Source organism: Blautia sp. MSJ-9, from assembly GCF_018919065.1.
GTDB lineage: Bacteria > Bacillota > Clostridia > Lachnospirales > Lachnospiraceae > Blautia_A.
In genome coordinates, this window is sequence record NZ_JAHLQG010000039.1 from 1 (window position 1) to 17,804 (window position 17,804).

At 43.8% G+C, this 17,804-nt stretch carries 16 protein-coding genes and 1 tRNA gene; 1 reads left to right on the top strand and 16 read right to left on the bottom strand.

Translation table 11 applies throughout. The features are described from left to right. The first annotated feature begins 414 nt into the window (after nt 1–414). A tRNA-Tyr gene (locus tag KQI87_RS10740) sits at nt 415–496 on the top strand. 151 nt (nt 497–647) lie between these two features. On the opposite strand, the gene KQI87_RS10745 is transcribed toward KQI87_RS10740, so the two are convergent. The 16 genes from KQI87_RS10745 to KQI87_RS10820 all read right to left on the bottom strand — a co-directional run bounded on the left by KQI87_RS10745 (nt 648) and on the right by KQI87_RS10820 (nt 17,496). Next, entirely contained in the window at nt 648–2,753 is a 2,106-nt protein-coding gene (locus tag KQI87_RS10745; protein WP_216460153.1) for a glycoside hydrolase family 13 protein, read from the bottom strand. Between the two features lie 307 nt (nt 2,754–3,060). After that, complete coding sequence (gene ftsH / locus KQI87_RS10750; protein ID WP_216460154.1) at nt 3,061–4,914, bottom strand: ATP-dependent zinc metalloprotease FtsH; 1,854 nt, start codon at nt 4,912–4,914, stop codon at nt 3,061–3,063. A gap of 16 nt (nt 4,915–4,930) precedes the next feature. Then, on the bottom strand, nt 4,931–5,461 hold the full coding sequence (gene hpt / locus KQI87_RS10755) for a hypoxanthine phosphoribosyltransferase (protein ID WP_216460155.1): 531 nt from the start codon (nt 5,459–5,461) through the stop codon (nt 4,931–4,933). Next, on the bottom strand, nt 5,454–7,019 hold the full coding sequence (gene tilS, locus KQI87_RS10760; RefSeq protein ID WP_216460156.1) for a tRNA lysidine(34) synthetase TilS: 1,566 nt from the start codon (nt 7,017–7,019) through the stop codon (nt 5,454–5,456). The genes hpt and tilS overlap by 8 nt, the downstream gene beginning before the upstream one ends. Nucleotides 7,020–7,044: 25 nt before the next feature. Beyond that, on the bottom strand, nt 7,045–8,538 hold the full coding sequence (locus tag KQI87_RS10765; RefSeq protein ID WP_216460157.1) for a SpoIIE family protein phosphatase: 1,494 nt from the start codon (nt 8,536–8,538) through the stop codon (nt 7,045–7,047). A gap of 115 nt (nt 8,539–8,653) precedes the next feature. Continuing rightward, nucleotides 8,654–8,866, bottom strand: coding sequence for an FtsB family cell division protein (locus KQI87_RS10770; RefSeq protein WP_253292476.1), 213 nt, complete (start codon nt 8,864–8,866; stop codon nt 8,654–8,656). Nucleotides 8,867–8,928: 62 nt separating this feature from the next. Beyond that, entirely contained in the window at nt 8,929–9,387 is a 459-nt protein-coding gene (gene yabQ / locus KQI87_RS10775) for a spore cortex biosynthesis protein YabQ (RefSeq protein ID WP_216460158.1), read from the bottom strand. A 3-nt stretch (nt 9,388–9,390) separates the two neighbouring features. Continuing rightward, a complete protein-coding gene (gene yabP, locus KQI87_RS10780; protein ID WP_216460159.1) occupies nt 9,391–9,657 on the bottom strand; it encodes a sporulation protein YabP in 267 nt (88 codons plus the stop codon). Nucleotides 9,658–9,737: 80 nt separating this feature from the next. Continuing rightward, the gene (locus tag KQI87_RS10785) at nt 9,738–9,977 is read right to left on the bottom strand and encodes an RNA-binding S4 domain-containing protein (protein ID WP_008707948.1); all 240 of its coding nucleotides are present in this window, start codon (nt 9,975–9,977) and stop codon (nt 9,738–9,740) included. 107 nt (nt 9,978–10,084) lie between these two features. Further along, on the bottom strand, nt 10,085–10,363 hold the full coding sequence (locus KQI87_RS10790) for an HU family DNA-binding protein (protein WP_117677071.1): 279 nt from the start codon (nt 10,361–10,363) through the stop codon (nt 10,085–10,087). Nucleotides 10,364–10,567: 204 nt separating this feature from the next. Then, nucleotides 10,568–11,572 (bottom strand): phosphotransferase, encoded by a 1,005-nt coding sequence (locus tag KQI87_RS10795; RefSeq protein ID WP_216460160.1) that lies wholly within the window; start codon nt 11,570–11,572, stop codon nt 10,568–10,570. A gap of 90 nt (nt 11,573–11,662) precedes the next feature. Then, complete coding sequence (locus tag KQI87_RS10800) at nt 11,663–12,988, bottom strand: CCA tRNA nucleotidyltransferase (RefSeq protein ID WP_216460161.1); 1,326 nt, start codon at nt 12,986–12,988, stop codon at nt 11,663–11,665. A 242-nt stretch (nt 12,989–13,230) separates the two neighbouring features. After that, entirely contained in the window at nt 13,231–14,670 is a 1,440-nt protein-coding gene (gene proS, locus KQI87_RS10805; protein WP_216460162.1) for a proline--tRNA ligase, read from the bottom strand. 493 nt (nt 14,671–15,163) lie between these two features. After that, nucleotides 15,164–15,655, bottom strand: coding sequence for a deoxycytidylate deaminase (locus KQI87_RS10810; protein WP_008707937.1), 492 nt, complete (start codon nt 15,653–15,655; stop codon nt 15,164–15,166). A 224-nt stretch (nt 15,656–15,879) separates the two neighbouring features. Continuing rightward, complete coding sequence (gene rpiB / locus KQI87_RS10815) at nt 15,880–16,311, bottom strand: ribose 5-phosphate isomerase B (RefSeq protein WP_118567208.1); 432 nt, start codon at nt 16,309–16,311, stop codon at nt 15,880–15,882. 132 nt (nt 16,312–16,443) lie between these two features. Further along, entirely contained in the window at nt 16,444–17,496 is a 1,053-nt protein-coding gene (locus KQI87_RS10820) for an L-threonylcarbamoyladenylate synthase (RefSeq protein WP_118759354.1), read from the bottom strand. Nucleotides 17,497–17,804 lie beyond the last annotated feature (308 nt).

Genomic DNA, 17,804 nt, shown 5'->3' on the forward strand with positions numbered 1-17,804 from the left:
GGTAAAAAATATTTTGTCAAGTTTTTTAAAAAGAAAAAAAGCCAGCAAATATGCTGGTTTGAGTAGTGGTCGAATTTTTGGTACTGCAAAAAATGATAGTGCTAAATCCTAAAGACGGGCATTTCTGTTGCACTTACTAACATGATAAATTCCTCCTAATCTGTAGTAACTGCTACGTTCTTTCGCAGCTACTCTAATCAATCTTTGATATGGAATTACATCTATATCCAGATATGGTTATATTACCAGATTTCTGCTTTTTCGTCTACTATTTTGCTAAAAAAATGACAAACAAAATTACATGGATTTATGAAAAACTCCCTGCTGCATGAGAAATCTTTTAATTTTTTCAGATTTTTTGAAAAAAGTTCTTGCAATCTGGTTCTGTTTCATATATAATAAGTTCCGGTTCAAGGATGGATTCCCGAGTGGCCAAAGGGGGCAGACTGTAAATCTGTTAGCAACGCTTTCGAAGGTTCGAATCCTTCTCCATCCACTTAAGACTCAGACGGATGTCTGGGTCTTTTTTTGTTCCATCAATACCGCCTGATACATATTGTAATCAAACAAATAACTTGTTTGTACAAAAAAGAACAGAAACTAAGAGCAAAATCTTAATCCCTGTTCTTTTTAATGCCAATTTTCAATTAATTTTTATGATGTAAAACCACCACGCCAAATGCCGGCATTGTAAGTTTGAGTATTCCAGCGGAGGCGATGTATTCGGCTGGTTCTTCGGTGAAGCCTTCGGCAGAAGTCATGACGATCCGTTCAAGTTTTGTATCTGCCAGTCGGCTGATTCCAGACTGCCATAGCTGGATTTCTACTTCACGGCTCTCGGCTCTGTTATTAATGATCACGATCATCTGCTCTTTCTGTGAGAATCTTGCATAGCAGAGTCCCTGATAGTCGTTCCAGAGGAAGCCCAGAGACCCTGTTTTCAGGACTTCGTAGCTCTTGTGGATGCGGATCATGACTCTGTGGAAGTCGATCATCTGATAATCTTCACGTCCCCACGGATACGTACGTCTGTTATCCGGGTCTGTAAATCCGCAAAGTCCGGCCTCATCTCCATAATATACCGTCGGTGCACCCGGCCATGTCATCTGGATGGCTACGGCTTCACGCATAACTGCCGGATTTACTCCCTCAGATGCTGCTTCTGCACCTGCGTAGGAAATCCTTCCTACTCTATGGTTGGTTCTGGTCAGGAATCTGGAATGGTCATGATTGGATAACTCATTCATTGCAGTCTGAAGCGCGGACATATGAAGAGCACGCATGTGATTCTTCATTGCACCGATAAAAGCATCGCTGTTGCCCAGAAGATCCTCTCTGTACTCATCGCTATGCTTCTCCATACCAGTCAGGAACCAGGTCAGTGGTTCCATGAACGCATCGTAGTTCATAACTGTATCCCACTCATCGCCCCGGAGCCATCCTTCTGGATTGCCGTAATGTTCTGCAAGAATGATCGCATTCGGGTTCGCTGCTTTCACTGCCTTACGGAAATCTTTCCAGAATTTATGGTTAAATTCATTGCTGTGTCCCAGGTCTGCTGCCACGTCAAGTCTCCATCCATCTACATTGTATGGTGCAGATACCCATTTCTGACCTACACGGAGAATATAGTCATAAAGTTCCTGAGAACCTTCATAATTCAGCTTCGGTAATGTGTCATGTGTCCACCATCCATCATAAGTCGGATTGTATGGCCATTTATTCGGATCATTAAAGGAGAAGAAGTTTCTGTATGGACTGTCTGCAGAAATATAAGCCCCTTTCGGATATCCTTCCTGGTTCTCATAAATGCGTTCTCTGTCCATCCATTTATTAAAAGAGCCGCAATGGTTAAATACACCATCCAGAATGATCTTCATTCCTCTTCTGTGGATCTCTGCTGTCAATTTGGCAAACAGTTCATTGCTGGCTTCCAGGTTCTTCTTGTCTGTGACACGTTTGATATATTTCCATGCATGAGAATTATCGCTGTCATCTCCCAGAAGAATTCCCTCATTACAGTCCTCTACGATCCTGCCGTAATGTGGATCTACATAGTCATAGTCCTGACAGTCATATTTATGGTTACTCGGGGAAACAAAAATCGGGTTCAGGTAAATAACCTCCACACCCAGATCCTGCAGATAATCCAGCTTGTTCATAATGCCCTGCAGGTCACCGCCGTAAAATTCACGTACGCCCATTACTGCCGGAATCTTGTTCCACTGTTCTACCTGTACACTCTTATCTCCAATATAATGGTATTCTCCGGTCACTACGTCATTGGTCGGATCTCCGTTCAGGAAACGATCCACGTAAATCTGGTACATGACTGCACCCTTCGCCCACTTCGGCGTATCAAATCCCGGATAAATCTCGAAGTCCATTCTGCCTTCATGCTTGGTACAGACTCCGAGGTTGTTATAATAGCAGGTTACCCAGCCATACTGTATCTCAAAATAATAACGGAAAATGTCCTCTCCAATGGTTACCTGGGCAGAATAATAATCGAATCCATTTTCTGTATCACATATCTGCATCTGTATGCGCCGTTCTCCGCTTACAAGGTATACAGAATCTACATTGTTCCTCTGTGTACGGAATTTGATCGTTACCGTATCCCCTGCCTTTGGCTCTGCCGGGTTTCTGTAAAATTCTGTTCCGTCACTGAAAAGCGCCTCTTTATTAAATACAGGACGCATGTTTAAGATATATTGCATTTTTTTTCTTATATCTGCTTTTCCATGTTCCATTTCCGTCAATCCTCTCTGTCATTTATCATCTTATTTATTTTATCTTAAAACAGGTAAGATGACAACCATCTGATTGTCCCAAATTTGCGCAGAGATTCAGTGATTCTGCTCAATCTTCCGCCGTTTTTTATACAAAGTAAAAAAGCCAGCGGGATAAGCTGGCTTTTTTGGAGAAGGTATTTCTTCTTATGGGGTGTAGCAAAAACTATATAATGTATTGGGGGGTTTTTACGATATATATAATAGCATGGGGCAAGGAAAAAGTGTGCACAAACTTCACAAAATTTGGCACACTTTTTTGTTTATATTATATATCAGTATTTTCTGTTTCTGGATTTTCTGTTGTAAAAAGTGCTTCAAACTCGTCTCTGTGCACCTTTTCCTTCTCAAGAAGAAGTGCTGCGCACTTGTGCAGAACGTCCTCATGTTCCAGAATAATTTTCTTGGCCTGATCGTGGCATTCTCCGATGATACGGCGGATTTCCTCGTCGATCGCCTTGGCTACATCTTCGCTGTAACTTCTGGTGTGGGCCAGATCTCTTCCGATAAATACTTCATCATCGTCATCACCGTAGCAGATCAGTCCCAGTTTATCAGACATACCATATTTCATCACCATGCTTCTTGCAGTCGCAGTTGCACGTTTGATATCATTGGATGCACCGGTAGTAATGTCCCCGAAGATAATCTCCTCTGCGATACGTCCACCCAACAGAGTCATAATATCCTGAAGCATTTTCCCTTTGGTATTAAACATCTCATCATTATCCGGAAGCGGCATAGTGTAACCTGCTGCCCCCATTCCTGTCGGGATGATGGAAATCGTGTAAACAGGATCCATATCCGGAAGTACATGGAACAGGATCGCATGTCCGGATTCATGGTAAGCTGTGATCTTCTTCTCTTTCTCAGAGATCACTTTACTCTTCTTCTCAGCACCGATACCAACTTTGATAAAAGCACCCTTAATATCAGACTGAAGAATGAATCCTCTTCCCTGTCTTGCAGCTTCAATGGCAGCTTCGTTCAGAAGGTTCTCCAGGTCTGCACCTGTAAATCCTGCGGTTGTTCTTGCGATCTGAGCCAGATCTACATCCTCTCCCAAAGGTTTATCCTTCGCATGAACACGAAGAATCTCTTCTCTGCCTTTGACATCCGGACGTCCAACTGCAACCTTACGGTCAAAACGTCCCGGACGAAGGATCGCCGGATCCAGGATATCCACACGGTTTGTAGCCGCCATTACGATGATTCCTTCATTCACACCAAAACCATCCATTTCTACAAGAAGCTGGTTCAGTGTCTGTTCTCTCTCATCATGGCCGCCGCCCATACCTGTTCCACGCTGTCTGGCAACTGCATCGATCTCATCGATGAAGATAATACACGGTGCATGACGCTTGCCTTCTTCGAAAAGGTCACGCACACGGGATGCACCTACACCGACAAACATTTCTACAAAGTCAGAACCGGAAATAGAGAAGAACGGAACTCCCGCTTCTCCGGCTACTGCTTTTGCCAGAAGTGTCTTACCTGTTCCTGGAGGGCCTACAAGGATCACACCCTTCGGGATTCTCGCACCGACTTTTGTATATTTCTGCGGGGATTTCAGGAAATCAACAACCTCTACCAGATCTTCCTTCTCCTCCTGCAGACCTGCTACATTGTCAAAAGTAACTTTCTTATTGTCATCCGGAGTTGTCATTCTCGCACGGCTCTTACCGAAATTCATCATCTTGGCATTTCCACCGCCGCCTCCACCGGCCATCTGACGGTTCATCATCATGATCAGGAAGATCACAAGTGCACCTGTGAGAAGAACCGGGAGCAGAGTTGTGAGAAATACATTATCTCCTGGTACATTCTGAGTTGTAACATCAATATTATACTTGTTCAGCAGTTCAATTGCCTGGTTGACATCTGTTACATAGACTTTTCTCTGTCCGTCATCTGTTGTGTCTACGATCACAGCACCTGTCGGAACCTCTCTGTTCTGCTGAATCGTTGCATCAACCACCTTGTTGTCTTCAAGAGCCTGCTCCAGCTGCTTCTGTGTGTAACTGCTCTGAGAAACCACCTGATTATTCAGATAAAAATATCCGGCTACCAGAGCAATGATCAGCACCAGATACAGACCAATTCTGCTTGGCTGTTTATTCACTTAGTTAAATCTCCTTTCAGTCTTCCCCCAGTTCTACTACTCCGATGAATGGAAGATTCCTGTATTTCTGTGCATAGTCCAGACCATAGCCTACTACGAACTCATCTGGAATATTGAAGCAGCAGTAATCAACTTTGACATCTTTGACTCTGCGTTCCGGTTTGTCCAGTAATGTACACAGACGGATGCTGTTCGGATTTCTCTTCTTAAGGATCTCGATCAGATAGCTTAAAGTCCTTCCAGAGTCAATGATATCCTCTACGATCAGAACGTCTTTACCTTCCAGTGGCTGGTCAAGGTCTTTGACGATTTTTACAACTCCGCTGGATTTGGTATCATCGCCATAGCTGGATACAGACATAAAGTCAAGTGAAACCGGTACTGTGATTCTCTTGGCAAGTTCACATGTAAAGAACACACCACCCTTTAATACACAGATTAAATGAATCTCTTTACCTGCATAATCCTTGCTGATCTTTGCTGCGATCTGTTTAATACGGGAATCTACTTCCTCTTCGCTGAGTAAAACTTTGATTTTCTCACTCATTTTCGTGTCCTCCTTGGTAATTTAATACTAACACCTTCCTAGTTTGGGGGTTAATTTTATACCTCTCATTCATCCTGCTTCCCACCATCCAGAGAATCTCATTTCCGCATGCGATCAGCGGAATCTCGTCCCGCTTCTCTGACGGGATCTTCTCATCGATCATACAGCGGTTCAGTTTCTTTGTGTTTCCCTGTGCGTTGATGACCATGTAATCCCCTGTCTGTCTGGTTCGAATACACGGATTCCCTATTATTCTATCATAATCAAGCCATTTCGTATACTTTTTTTCTTCAATCTTCTGACCTTCATAGGAAAATATTTCTGCCGAAAAAGTACCCAGAGGACTGGTGACAGTTCCAGGAATACAGACTTCCCACTTCATAGCTGCTGTATCATCTTTACAAGCTGTCTCCACTGACTTGATATCCGCCTTTTTTATATTATTCTGGCCTGACACCGTTCTCCAGTCATTCATATCAGATGATTGTTCCTCTTTTCGAAGAGAAAGCCGCACACCTTTATAAACTCTTCTGGCTTCCATGTTATATGGCAGACTGATTCTTTTTCCTGTCTGCATCTCATGAAGTGCCAGCACTTTCTCATAATGAACTGCTGTCAGGTCTTTCCGTTTACCTGCCAGACTCTCCATCGCCTGCTGAAGTGCATAAATCTGAATGATCTGAGGCTGCGCAAAAAATTTCTCCGTAAAATAATAGCCGGTATCTGTCTGAAATTCTTCCAGTATCTGACTGCTCTGCTGTGTCAGATACTCCTCCGCCTGTGAGATTCTGGCTGCTGTTTCTGCCATATGTGCCGCAGCTTTTGTATTTATCTGCCGCTCCAGTATCGGCAGAATATGATGGCGGATACGGTTTCTGGTATATTCATCAGACAGATTCGTACTGTCCTGGATATGGGAAATATGCTGTTCTTTTAAATAATCGGCAATTTTTTCCCTGCTTAAACATAAAATCGGGCGAATAATCTCTCCATCCACAGGACGCATGGTACAAAGTCCGCGCAGACCAGTTCCTCTGCACAGGTTGTGGATCATAGTCTCAGCAAGATCCTCCTGATTATGTGCCAGTGCTATCTTTATGACATTTTCTGAGTTTCCGCTGTCGTTCTGCCCTTTATCTGCCATATGGGATTCCTGCTTATTCACTATATTACATTTCTTCCTGCAGTCTTCCTGCTCTTTCCCACAGGCACTGATTTCTCTGTGAAAAGCCTCTTTCCTGACAATTCTTCCGGTCTCTTCTTCGCCCATTTTCCATTCCCTGCTCAGTTTCGGCACATCATAATGATAGACTCTGCATGGGATCTGCCATTCCCGGCAGATGTTTTCCACAAAGCTGCTGTCTCTATCAGCTTCCTTTCCACGTATTCCGTGATGTACATGCACAACCCGCAGCGCAAAACCCAATTCCTGCTGCAATTCCTTCAGCAGATGCAGCATTGCCATGGAATCACTACCTCCGGATACACCCGCAAGGATTACATCTTTCTCCACGATCATTCTGTTTTGCTTTATGTAAGCAAGAACTTCTTTCTTCATCTTCTATCGTTTATCCTTTTTTCTATTATTTCTTCCACACGCCTGCCACCAGCACCGTCATATCATCCCGTGCATGATAATCGCTGTATCCCAGCACCCTCTCCAGAATTCCCCTGCCAAAGTCTTTCGGCGCTTCCTCATGGACATCCATGATGATCTCCTTCATGGTCTCTTCCTCCTTCTGACTTGGAAGTGCATCCAAGACTCCGTCTGTCATCATGATCAGATAATCTCCGTGATAAAGTTTTCTGGATGCTGTTTCGAAGTCAATCTGCTGTACAAGTCCTGCCGCCAGGCTCTCAGAAGTGATGGATTCTACCCAATGATCTCTTTTGATAAAAGTCGATGCAGCACCTGCTTTCAGAAAATTACAGATTCCTGTATACAGATCCACAGCACAGATATCCACCGTGGAGAACATTCCTTCCTGATCTTTCAGCACCAGCGCGGAATTAACCATCTTCGCTGCTGTTTCCTGGGAAAACCCCGATTCCATGAACTGTTCCAACAGTTCTACAACTGTTTCACTCTCCCTGCATGCCTCCATCCCGGATCCCATGCCATCTGAAAGGCACATAACAAATCTGCCGCCATCTTCCTGCCTGCATACATAATTATCACCGGAAACCTTTTCTTCTTCCCTTGTCAGTCTGGCAACTCCGTAAAGGATCTGATAGCTTACATCTTCGATAAAATGCACCGTATGATATTCCCCATTTACAATACAACGGCTTCCATTTACAGGTACCATCAGACTGCCGCAGACCCCGGAAAGCAACTGCGAGATTTCTGTCATAGAAATGCACTGCCCGCTTCTGGCACGCATGGTAAGAAATACCTGCCTGCGCCCTTTTACCTTGTCCATTACCCAAGCCTGACGCAGGATCACATGGCACTTGCGCAGACTTTTTCGCAAATCTTCCTCAAACTGGGGTGTTCCTCTTTCCAGATCATACAGATCACTTGCTACATTTTCCATGATCTTTGAAACTTCCATCAGCTGCTGTGCAACTGCAAGTCTATTCTCGATCATGCGGTTATCCCACATCAGATTCTGTTTCTCCCGCTGATAATTCTCGGTAACTGCTTCATAATACTGAACCGAACGGGGACATATGCCTGTCCAGTCACCGCGGATACTTCGAATATCCTCTTCATTTCCGATCTCCATAGAACGTACCAGTGTCTCTACTCCCTTACAAAGCTCCTGTGCATGTTCTCCCCAGCAGATTTCCCGCTGATAACATCTGCTGCATACTTTCGCATTCGTATCCTCGATGATCCGCTCGATCTGCCTGCTGCTCAGGTAATCTTTACGGTACGGCATTCCATAAAAAGTATCTGCCAGTTTCTGAAAAGATGCCGCGTATTTCTCCACCCGTTCTTTCTGCGGATGACTTTCCTGCAAAGAGAGCAGTTCTTCTGTATCCGGCAGATTTTCCGCTAAAATAGTTTTTGCCATGTCCCGTATGATCAGCATGATGCTGATAACGAGCATGGCAATCATCCATTCCTGCATATTCTCCCCTCCCCTTGATATTCCCCTTATCATTCTTATCAGAGGTATTATATGGAAAGGGCTCTGAAATATCTGTCAAACTCAGACGAAAAAATCGTAAAAGTTTTCGACGTTTTTATTGCTGTTTCTTAAAAACAGTCTCATTATCCTTTACAAGTCCCAGTTTCTCTCTGGCAACTTCCTCAGCATATTCGTCTGTTTCCATATATTTCTTTAATTTATCAATCTCTTCTGTGCGGTTCTGCTCATCTTCTATCTGCTGCTCAAGTGTGGCGGCTTTAGCATCGTATCCTGTGAGGCGTTCCTGAAGGTCATTACTTTTAAGCATAAGTCCTCCCAGAAGGACTAAAACAACCAGCGCAATCGCAAGCATTCCAAGAGATTCATAACCTACTTTTCTTCTCTTCTTTTTTTTCTTAGAATTACCCAATTTGCCAGCCTTTCTTTCTTAGCGCACTTATACACTTTATATTTCAGAAGTTTACATCTTTTGACCGGAAATAGCAACCATTTTATCAAAAATTTAATAATTATTACAGGAATCTCCATAAGTCTCGTGCAGCATTTTACAAAAATACCGCCAAGTATTCTGTGACAAACGTATGCTCCCAGCAGGAAACCCAGAATCATAAAAAAGCGCAAAATTCCTTCATTTGTCCTGTAAATCTCCGAAAAGATAAAAAATGCACAACACAGCCAGTAGAGAAGATCTTCAATCCCTGCTGCTTTCTCCGAATGTGCAAGGACGTTTCTCAGGGCGATCAGAAGATCATAACACAAAAGGAGAACCGCTCCTGCAGCTACGGTCCGTACCAGAAGAAGTAATTCATGATGAATAAATGTACTCATCTCTTAACGAAACATCCTTTTTAGAAAAGATTCATCTCTGTTATCTGTATTCTTTGACAGATAGGTAAGACTGTCCACTTTTCCTTCCAGATCTACTTCTCCTTTTTCCAGATCGAGCTGCTTCACATGAAGCTGTTCTCCTTTTATTACAAGTTTACCTGCCTGTGTAAAAAGCAGGATTTCTTTTTCATCAAAGGATTTGACATCCTTTACTCCGGTAATTCTGCCGCCCTGACGGTTCTCCAGCATCAGGCTGTGTGTATTATCCATAGCCGCCTCCCGGATTTCTCACTTATCAGTATTTTATGTCCGTCAGGCTTAAAATAGAATTACCAGTATAGCATTGACTGTTAAAGGTATTTATACATACTCTCTACGTCTTCTTTTTTTACGGTCTCTTTTACATCCAGTACTTCGACTTTGACGTTCTTGCTTCCGAACTGGATTTCGATGGTGTCTCCTGTCTTGACCTGTACGGATGCCTTGGCAGGTTTGTCGTTTACAAGGACTCTTCCTGCATCACAGGCTTCATTTGCTACCGTACGGCGCTTGATCAGGCGCGACACTTTCAAATACTTATCTAATCTCATAATTCTGCTCCTGTATCAGATACTCACGAATTGCTCCGCTAACGCTCACGCAATTCTGGAGTATCAAAAAGGGGGAACTTTCGTCCCCCCGGTTATCGTCTTAATTATTATTTACCGTTAACCATATCTTTTAAAGCTTTTCCAGCTTTGAATTTCGGTGCTTTAGAAGCTTCGATCTTCATTGTTTCACCAGTCTGAGGATTTCTTCCCTCTCTAGCAGCTCTTTCGCTTACTTCAAATGTACCAAATCCAACTAACTGGATCTTTCCGCCATTTTTCAGTTCTTTAGAAACGACATCAACGAAAGATTTCAGAACATCTTCTACGTCCTTCTTGGATAAGTTCGTCTCTTTCGCCATAGCTGCTACTAATTCTGTTTTATTCATGGTGTTTCCTCCTCTAATGATCTCTTTCTTGTTTGGTGGCATCTGCCAAAAGCGACAGAGCTCTATCTTCTATATATATACCTTTTTCCCTATATTGTCAAGGTTTTTCAAAAGATTCGGGCAGTTCCGGATGCCCGAAATAGTTACTGTTCACTCCGTTCTCAGTAACCCGAAATATGCCCCTTTTAACATGTGCTATATTTTTCAAAAATCAGCAGGATAAACCTCAAAACACTTTTGTGCAAAATCCTTCCAGTTTTCTCTCTGTCGGATGAGATTCTGAAGCTTTTCCACATTTTTCTCAGAAATCCACACCTTTTTGTGCGAATAGTAATAATTTGCCAGTTTCCAGTATTTTTCGGGATAAGTAAAGCGTACTCTCAGGTTCTGCCATTCAGCTTTTGAAATGGGACGGATCCTGTGATATTCCCGGAGCATTTCCTGCGCCAGATTTAAATTCCAGTTATACTTTTCTAGGATTTTTCTCATAAAACGGTACAAATCTGCCATCTGAATGTCAAAGTTCCAGTGCCCGAAATTTGTCACTGCTGCAGTTTCATCTTCCCCTTTCAACATCAGAACATTATGCTGGTTGTATTCTCCGTGACAGACCTGTCCCTCACGCCATACCTTCTCTCTGAGACTGTCGTATTCTGTCTCGTCCAGAAGCTCTACCGCATACTGCGCTCTCTGTAAAAACCACTCCACACTTGCCAGATAATCTTTCTCGAATACACTGGACGCACCTTTTTTCCGGATGAATTTGCGGATCTTGCGAAGTTCCTGATTATGCCGGAGGTATTCATCCCGCAGGGAGCGTTCCCTGTATTCCTCCACAGGTTCCATTTTCATTAAAATATGTAACCTTGCCAGCGTCCGGACACTCTTTATGATATCATCTCTGGATTTGGTGTCGCATTCTCTTCCTTCGTACCAGTGCTGCAGTGTAAAAGCCATCTGGTCTTTATCCTTGCTGACCAGACTTTCCTGTGTATTCTGTAGAAAATAATCGGTATTCATCCCGCATTCTTTTAGATGAAGCAGCAGTTCCTGCTGTTTTTTCAGCTTTTTTTCCGAACCGTGAAATTCCCTCAAAATCAAAAGTCCCTGCGAGGTATAACAAAGCAGGGCCCCCCTTGTCCTTGCAGAACGGTCTGCTGTCAGCTCATACTGAGCCAGAGTGCTTAGTCCGTAATCATACAATGACATATCCCCCTCTTATTTTGATACTTTCTATACATATGAAAAAAATCCGGGGGATATACCCTCGGATTTTTATTGCCAGAAATGTAAACTGTTTTATTTCTTATCCAGCATACCTAATAATATTTCTTTCTGATTTTTCTGCGGATCAGCAAGTACCTCTTCCAGTAAACGGTTCAATGTCTCCCCAATCTCACGCCCCGGCTTATATCCGGCCTGGATCAAATCTTTGCCTGTGATTGCCAGGGTTTTCAGAGATACACACTGGTGCTCGTTCAGGATCACCTCATAGGCTTCTTTTACCTTGTCCAGACGCTCCTGTTTCTCAGCACGTCTGTACTCGCTCTGCGCCAGCATATCTGCCTGCTGCACTTCCAGATAATATGGAAAAAGCTCTTCACCGATGCGGTTCACTGCACGGCGGACAGATTTCGTTGTTCCCTCCGGTCTGTCATCATGCCACTTCACCAGGCGGGTTACTTTGCGGATGGTATCGTTGTCGAATTTCAGTCTGCGCAGGATCTGACCTGCCATCTTTTCCCCAGCCTCTCCATGGGTTTTGAAATGATCTCTGCCGTTTTCATCTGTCTTACGCACAACAGGTTTGCCGATATCATGGAGCAGCATGGTGATCCGCAGAACACGGTCTGCACGCACATAGTCAAGACTGTGCAGGATATGCTCTCCGACTGTATAGCAGTGATGAGGAGTATTCTGTGGCGTTTCCATGCAGGCATCAAACTCTGGCAGAAACTCTGCTGTGATCCCTGCTTCATAAGCGACTCTGAGATAATCCGGATGCGGAGACATGAGAAGTTTCACAAGTTCCACCTGAATACGTTCTGCGCTGACATGTTTCAGATTCGGCGCCAGGACTTTCAGTGCCTTACGTGTTTCCGCTTCAATGCTAAAACCAAGCTGTGCACTGAAGCGGACTGCACGCATAATGCGAAGTGCATCCTCTGTAAAACGCTCCAGCGGATCGCCCACACAGCGGATGATCTTTCTATCGATGTCCTCCATTCCGCCAAAGAGATCAACAAGTCCTCTGGACGGATTGTATGCCATAGCGTTAATCGTAAAGTCACGGCGCTTTAAATCTTCTTCAAGACTTGCCGTAAAGGTTACTTCTTTTGGATGTCTGCCATCTTCGTATTCGCCGTCTACACGGTAGGTCGTAACCTCATAGCCTTCTTTCTCCATAAGAACAGTCACGGTTCCGTGCTGCAGACCTGTATCTACAGTCCTGTGAAACAGTTCCTTAACCTGCTCCGGTTTCGCAGAAGTAGTGATATCCCAGTCATCCGGGGTACGCCCCAGGATAGAGTCGCGGACACAGCCGCCTACTACATAAGCTTCATAGCCTGCATTCTCCAGTATGTGCAAAATTGTCTCAGCATTTTTCGGTATTTCCAGAATCATATGACCATCCTTATCTGTTTAAATTATTATCTTTTCTTTTAGCCAGAAATCCGTGTATAGTTGTTTATACCTGCGCTGGATTTTCTCTGACAGCATATTCTTACTATACACCAACACAGTCCTGTCTGAAAGACTTTTTTATAAATTCTGAAAACCGGCATTCAGATATAATCTGCTGCCGGTTTTCTCTATTGCTGTTTTGTAACTGTTCATTATCTTCTCAGTTACAGCATTCTTCTAAATTAATATGCTCTTCCCCAGTAAACCATCTTCTTAGCCGGTTTTCCACAGCATACGCAAACATCACTTAAGTGTTCCTGCTCAAACGGCATACATCTGGATGTAGCCTGAACATCTTCTTTGATCTTGTCTTCACATGCACGGTCGCCGCACCACATAGCTTTTACGAAACCTGGTTTGTTGACGATAGTGTCTTTGAATTCTTCGTAGTTTGTAGCAACATAAGTATGAGCATCTCTGTGTGCACGCGCACGCTCCAGCATATCCTTCTGGATTGTTTCCAGGATCTCCTGTACTTTCTCTACAAGCTCATCAAATGTAACTGTGTATTTCTCTCTTGTATCACGACGGCAGATTACAGCCTGGCCATTCTCGATATCCTTCGGGCCACACTCGATACGGATCGGAATACCACGCATTTCCTGCTCTGCGAATTTGAATCCCGGACTCTTGTCTGTGTCGTCTACTTTTACGCGGACTCCTGCTGCTTTTAATGCTGCAAACATCTCGTCTGCTTTCTCAAGAACGCCTTCTTTTCTCTGCTGGATCGGGATGATCACTGCCTGTGTCGGAGCGATTCTCGGAGGCAGTACCAGACCGCTGTTGTCACCGTGTACCATGATGATGGCACCGATCATACGTGTTGTCATTCCCCAGGATGTCTGATGTACATACTGAAGTTTATTCTCTTTATCTGTATACTGGATGCCAAATGCTCTTGCAAATCCATCGCCAAAGTTATGGCTTGTACCGGACTGAAGGGCTTTTCCATCATGCATCAGAGACTCAATTGTATAAGTAGCTTCTGCACCGGAGAATTTCTCCTTGTCAGTCTTCTGTCCCTTGATAACTGGGATAGCAAGTACTTCTTCGCAGAAGTCTGCATACAAGTTCAACATCTGAATAGTACGTGCTTCTGCTTCCTCAGCTGTTGCATGAGCAGTATGACCTTCCTGCCATAAGAACTCACGGGAACGAAGGAATGGACGTGTTGTCTTTTCCCAACGTACTACAGAACACCACTGATTGTATACTTTCGGCAGATCTCTGTGAGACTGGATCTCTTTTGCATAGAAATCGCAGAATAATGTCTCAGATGTCGGACGTACGCACAGACGCTCCTGCAGCGGATCCAGACCACCGTGAGTTACCCATGCAACCTCAGGTGCAAATCCTTCTACGTGATCTTTCTCTTTCTGGAGAAGAGATTCCGGGATAAAGATAGGCATGTATACGTTCTGTACGCCTGTTTCTTTGAATCTTCTGTCCAGTTCATGCTGGATATTCTCCCAGATCGCATATCCTGCAGGTTTAATCGCCATGCAGCCTTTAACGCTGGTATATCCGCAAAGTTCAGCTTTCTTTACAACGTCGGTATACCACTGGGCAAAATCGTCTTCCATGGATGTGATGGCTTCTACCAGTTTCTTGTTGTTTGCCATGATTGTTTCTCCTTTTTATGTGATTGTGTTGATCCTGAACAAAATTCAGAAATACTAATATACTTTTCTGGCTTTTACTGTGTCAGGATATAGTCGCGGCGGAATGCATACTCTTCTTTTTTCATAAACGAAAAAAGAAGCCCAGCATCCCTCACAAGGGACCGAAAGGCTTCGGCGGTACCACCCTAATTAGCACTGTGCCCAAATGCCTGCACATTGCTCGCTCTTCTTCCGATAACGCAGGAAAAACGCCGTACTTCAATTGTACGGAGCTCCGAGGCCGGTTCCATAATTCACGCACAGAATCCTTCCACCACTGTTTCACAGCCAACCGGCTGTTCTCCGGGACTCTTCTCTGGGATTGCTCCTTATGTACTATTCTCTTCATCGCTGTATATATTTCGCATTTGGTTATATTTTATTTGAAATAAATTGATGTGTCAAGAGTAAAATCTGTTTACTGTTCACTCCGTTCTCAGTAACGTAGCCAAAATCACACTTCGATTGTAATCTTACGTCCGGTCCGGTTGTATTTATAATAACGAACCCCGGCTGCATCCAGCATTCTCTTGGAAGCGATCACTGCCGGCGTGTCTGCATATTTATCGCAGTCATAGACAATCGTCTTAATACCTGCCTGAATAATTGCCTTGGCACATTCATTACATGGAAAAAGGGAGACATAAAGCTTTGCACCTTCCAGACTTCCTCCTCTGTAATTAAGGATCGCATTCAGCTCACTGTGTGTCACATAAAAATATTTCGTATGAAGACTGTCACCCTCTCTCGCCCATGGAAATTCATCATCTGAACAGCCCTTTGGAAAACCATTATAGCCCATGGACAGGATTTTATTATCCTCACTTACAATACAGGCACCTACCTGAGAATTCGGATCCTTGGAACGCATCCCTGACATCATGGCAACTCCCATAAAATATTCATCCCATGATAAATAATCTGTGCGTTTATGATTTACATCCATTTTCCAAACCTCCCCTTCACATACTTCACCATTCACCTGCTTCATAAAAGCATCACATTGTCCGTTACTGTGAACGGAGCGAACAGTAACCATTGTCTGCTTATAACTGACACAGCCAGAACTTCACACTTTACTCTACAGCAATTCCCATTCATCATACATGTGAGAGAATTACTATAATCATGCAGGCTCTGGCTGTTTTATCAGTTTTCTTATTTTATGGCTTATTCAGTCTCTATCTGATTAATTCTTCTGATATGTCTCTCATCATTGGAAAACGGTGTATTCAAAAATGTATCCACAATCTTCAATGCCAGCCCAGGTCCTACCACTCTTCCGCCAAGTGCAAGGATATTAGCATCATTGTGAAGTCTTGTAGCCTCTGCTGTAAAACAATCTGTGCAGACTGCAGCTCTGATTCCCTTAATCTTATTTGCTGTAATGGAAATTCCGATACCTGTTCCGCAGATCAGGATTCCCTTCTCACATTCGCCGTCAAGAATTGCATGTGCAACCTTCTTTGCATATATCGGATAATCTACGGAATCCAGACTGTCACATCCATAATCTTTATATTCAATTCCTTTCTCATCCAGATACTTCTTGATCTCCTGTTTCAGTTCATATCCACCATGATCACATCCTAAAGCTATCATTAATCTTCCTCCTGAAATTAATTTCTTTACCTCTTCAGCAGACTATTTAAGTGAATCTTCATTATCCATCTGGCCATTACTGCTGATAAGATTATATAATCAGGCATATATCTGCTTCACTACCTGATTATATCATACCACCTGTATGATCTTATGTCCCGCTGCTTTCAGCAGACGGTTCATAATGGCCTGTCCCATTCTTGGTGTATAAAACGCTTCTGAATAAATAGACCTGACCGCACTCTGGTCAAAATCACGAAGCACTTCATATAAATGATGGGCGATTGTTTCCTCTTCTTTCCGACTTCCGATGCTGACTACCAGACCTTCGGGATATCTGTCCTTTGTCTCGTCCGTTGCAATAATTCCGACCTGCTCGCCGTGTGCTTTCGCTTCCGCAGCCAGCTCATTAATCTTCTTCACAACAGCTTCCTCTGGTCCCTCAACAATTGCCAGATCTGCCTTCGGTGCATAATGGCGATATTTCATACCCGGCGCTTTCGGACGCACCTTGCTGTCAGCCGCAATCAGCCCCTTGTCCATCCTTACATCTCCCAGAGTCTCTTGAAGCATCTCCAGAGAAATATAACCCGGACGCAAAACCACCGGCACATCCTCAGTAAAATCAACGATCGTAGACTCAAGACCGATTCCCACCTGGCCTCCGTCAATAATCATCTCAATCGCCTCGCCAAGATCCTCCTCTACATGCTGTGCAGTAGTCGGACTGGGTCTGCCTGAAGTATTCGCACTGGGTGCTGCCACATAGCCGCCGGCAGCCTTGATCAGCTCCTGTGCAATCCTGTCACTCGGAAACCGAACCGCCACACTGTCCAGACCACCCGTAGTTTCCTGTGGTACAAGATCCGACTTCGGAAGAATCATAGTCAGCGGACCCGGCCAGTACTTCTCTGCCAAAATCTTCGCCTTCTCCGGAACCTCCGCTACAATCGGAGCCAGCTTATCAAACTCTGCAATATGCACGATCAGCGGATTATCCGAAGGTCTGCCCTTCGCCGCATAAATTTTCATAGAAGCCTGCGGATTCAACGCATCTCCACCAAGACCATAAACAGTCTCCGTAGGAAACGCAACCAGACCACCCTGTTTCAAAATATCTCCACCACGCCGGATAGCCTCCATATCAAGATTATCCGCTGTCATGGATACAACTTCTGCTCTCATTAAATTCCTGCTTTCTTATCTGTTCTGTATTTTATATAACAATATTCCTCTTACTTTATTTTCGTTTTGTATGTTCATGATACAACAGAGATAAAAATTCGTCAAATGTTTCTTCTTTGGCAAACAGATATTCTCCATTATCCAACCAAACAAATAACAAGCTGACAGAAAATATTTCTCCTGTCAGCTCGTACATCAATCTCTTAATTTATCAAGCAATACATATACCCTTTCTTTTGTGAGTTCTGTGGCCTTAACTTCTGCTTATACTGCTTACCTGAAACAAGATTATAATTTGTGTATAAATC

Coding starts and splice junctions, on each gene's coding strand:
- KQI87_RS10745 (WP_216460153.1), bottom strand. CDS start 2,753: ATGGAACATGGAAAAGCAGATATAAGAAAAAAAATGCAATATATCTTA.
- hpt (WP_216460155.1), bottom strand. CDS start 5,461: ATGAGTGAGAAAATCAAAGTTTTACTCAGCGAAGAGGAAGTAGATTCC.
- tilS (WP_216460156.1), bottom strand. CDS start 7,019: ATGAAGAAAGAAGTTCTTGCTTACATAAAGCAAAACAGAATGATCGTG.
- KQI87_RS10765 (WP_216460157.1), bottom strand. CDS start 8,538: ATGCAGGAATGGATGATTGCCATGCTCGTTATCAGCATCATGCTGATC.
- KQI87_RS10770 (WP_253292476.1), bottom strand. CDS start 8,866: ATGCTTAAAAGTAATGACCTTCAGGAACGCCTCACAGGATACGATGCT.
- yabQ (WP_216460158.1), bottom strand. CDS start 9,387: ATGAGTACATTTATTCATCATGAATTACTTCTTCTGGTACGGACCGTA.
- yabP (WP_216460159.1), bottom strand. CDS start 9,657: ATGGATAATACACACAGCCTGATGCTGGAGAACCGTCAGGGCGGCAGA.
- KQI87_RS10785 (WP_008707948.1), bottom strand. CDS start 9,977: ATGAGATTAGATAAGTATTTGAAAGTGTCGCGCCTGATCAAGCGCCGT.
- KQI87_RS10790 (WP_117677071.1), bottom strand. CDS start 10,363: ATGAATAAAACAGAATTAGTAGCAGCTATGGCGAAAGAGACGAACTTA.
- KQI87_RS10795 (WP_216460160.1), bottom strand. CDS start 11,572: ATGTCATTGTATGATTACGGACTAAGCACTCTGGCTCAGTATGAGCTG.
- KQI87_RS10800 (WP_216460161.1), bottom strand. CDS start 12,988: ATGATTCTGGAAATACCGAAAAATGCTGAGACAATTTTGCACATACTG.
- proS (WP_216460162.1), bottom strand. CDS start 14,670: ATGGCAAACAACAAGAAACTGGTAGAAGCCATCACATCCATGGAAGAC.
- KQI87_RS10810 (WP_008707937.1), bottom strand. CDS start 15,655: ATGGATGTAAATCATAAACGCACAGATTATTTATCATGGGATGAATAT.
- rpiB (WP_118567208.1), bottom strand. CDS start 16,311: ATGATAGCTTTAGGATGTGATCATGGTGGATATGAACTGAAACAGGAG.
- KQI87_RS10820 (WP_118759354.1), bottom strand. CDS start 17,496: ATGAGAGCAGAAGTTGTATCCATGACAGCGGATAATCTTGATATGGAG.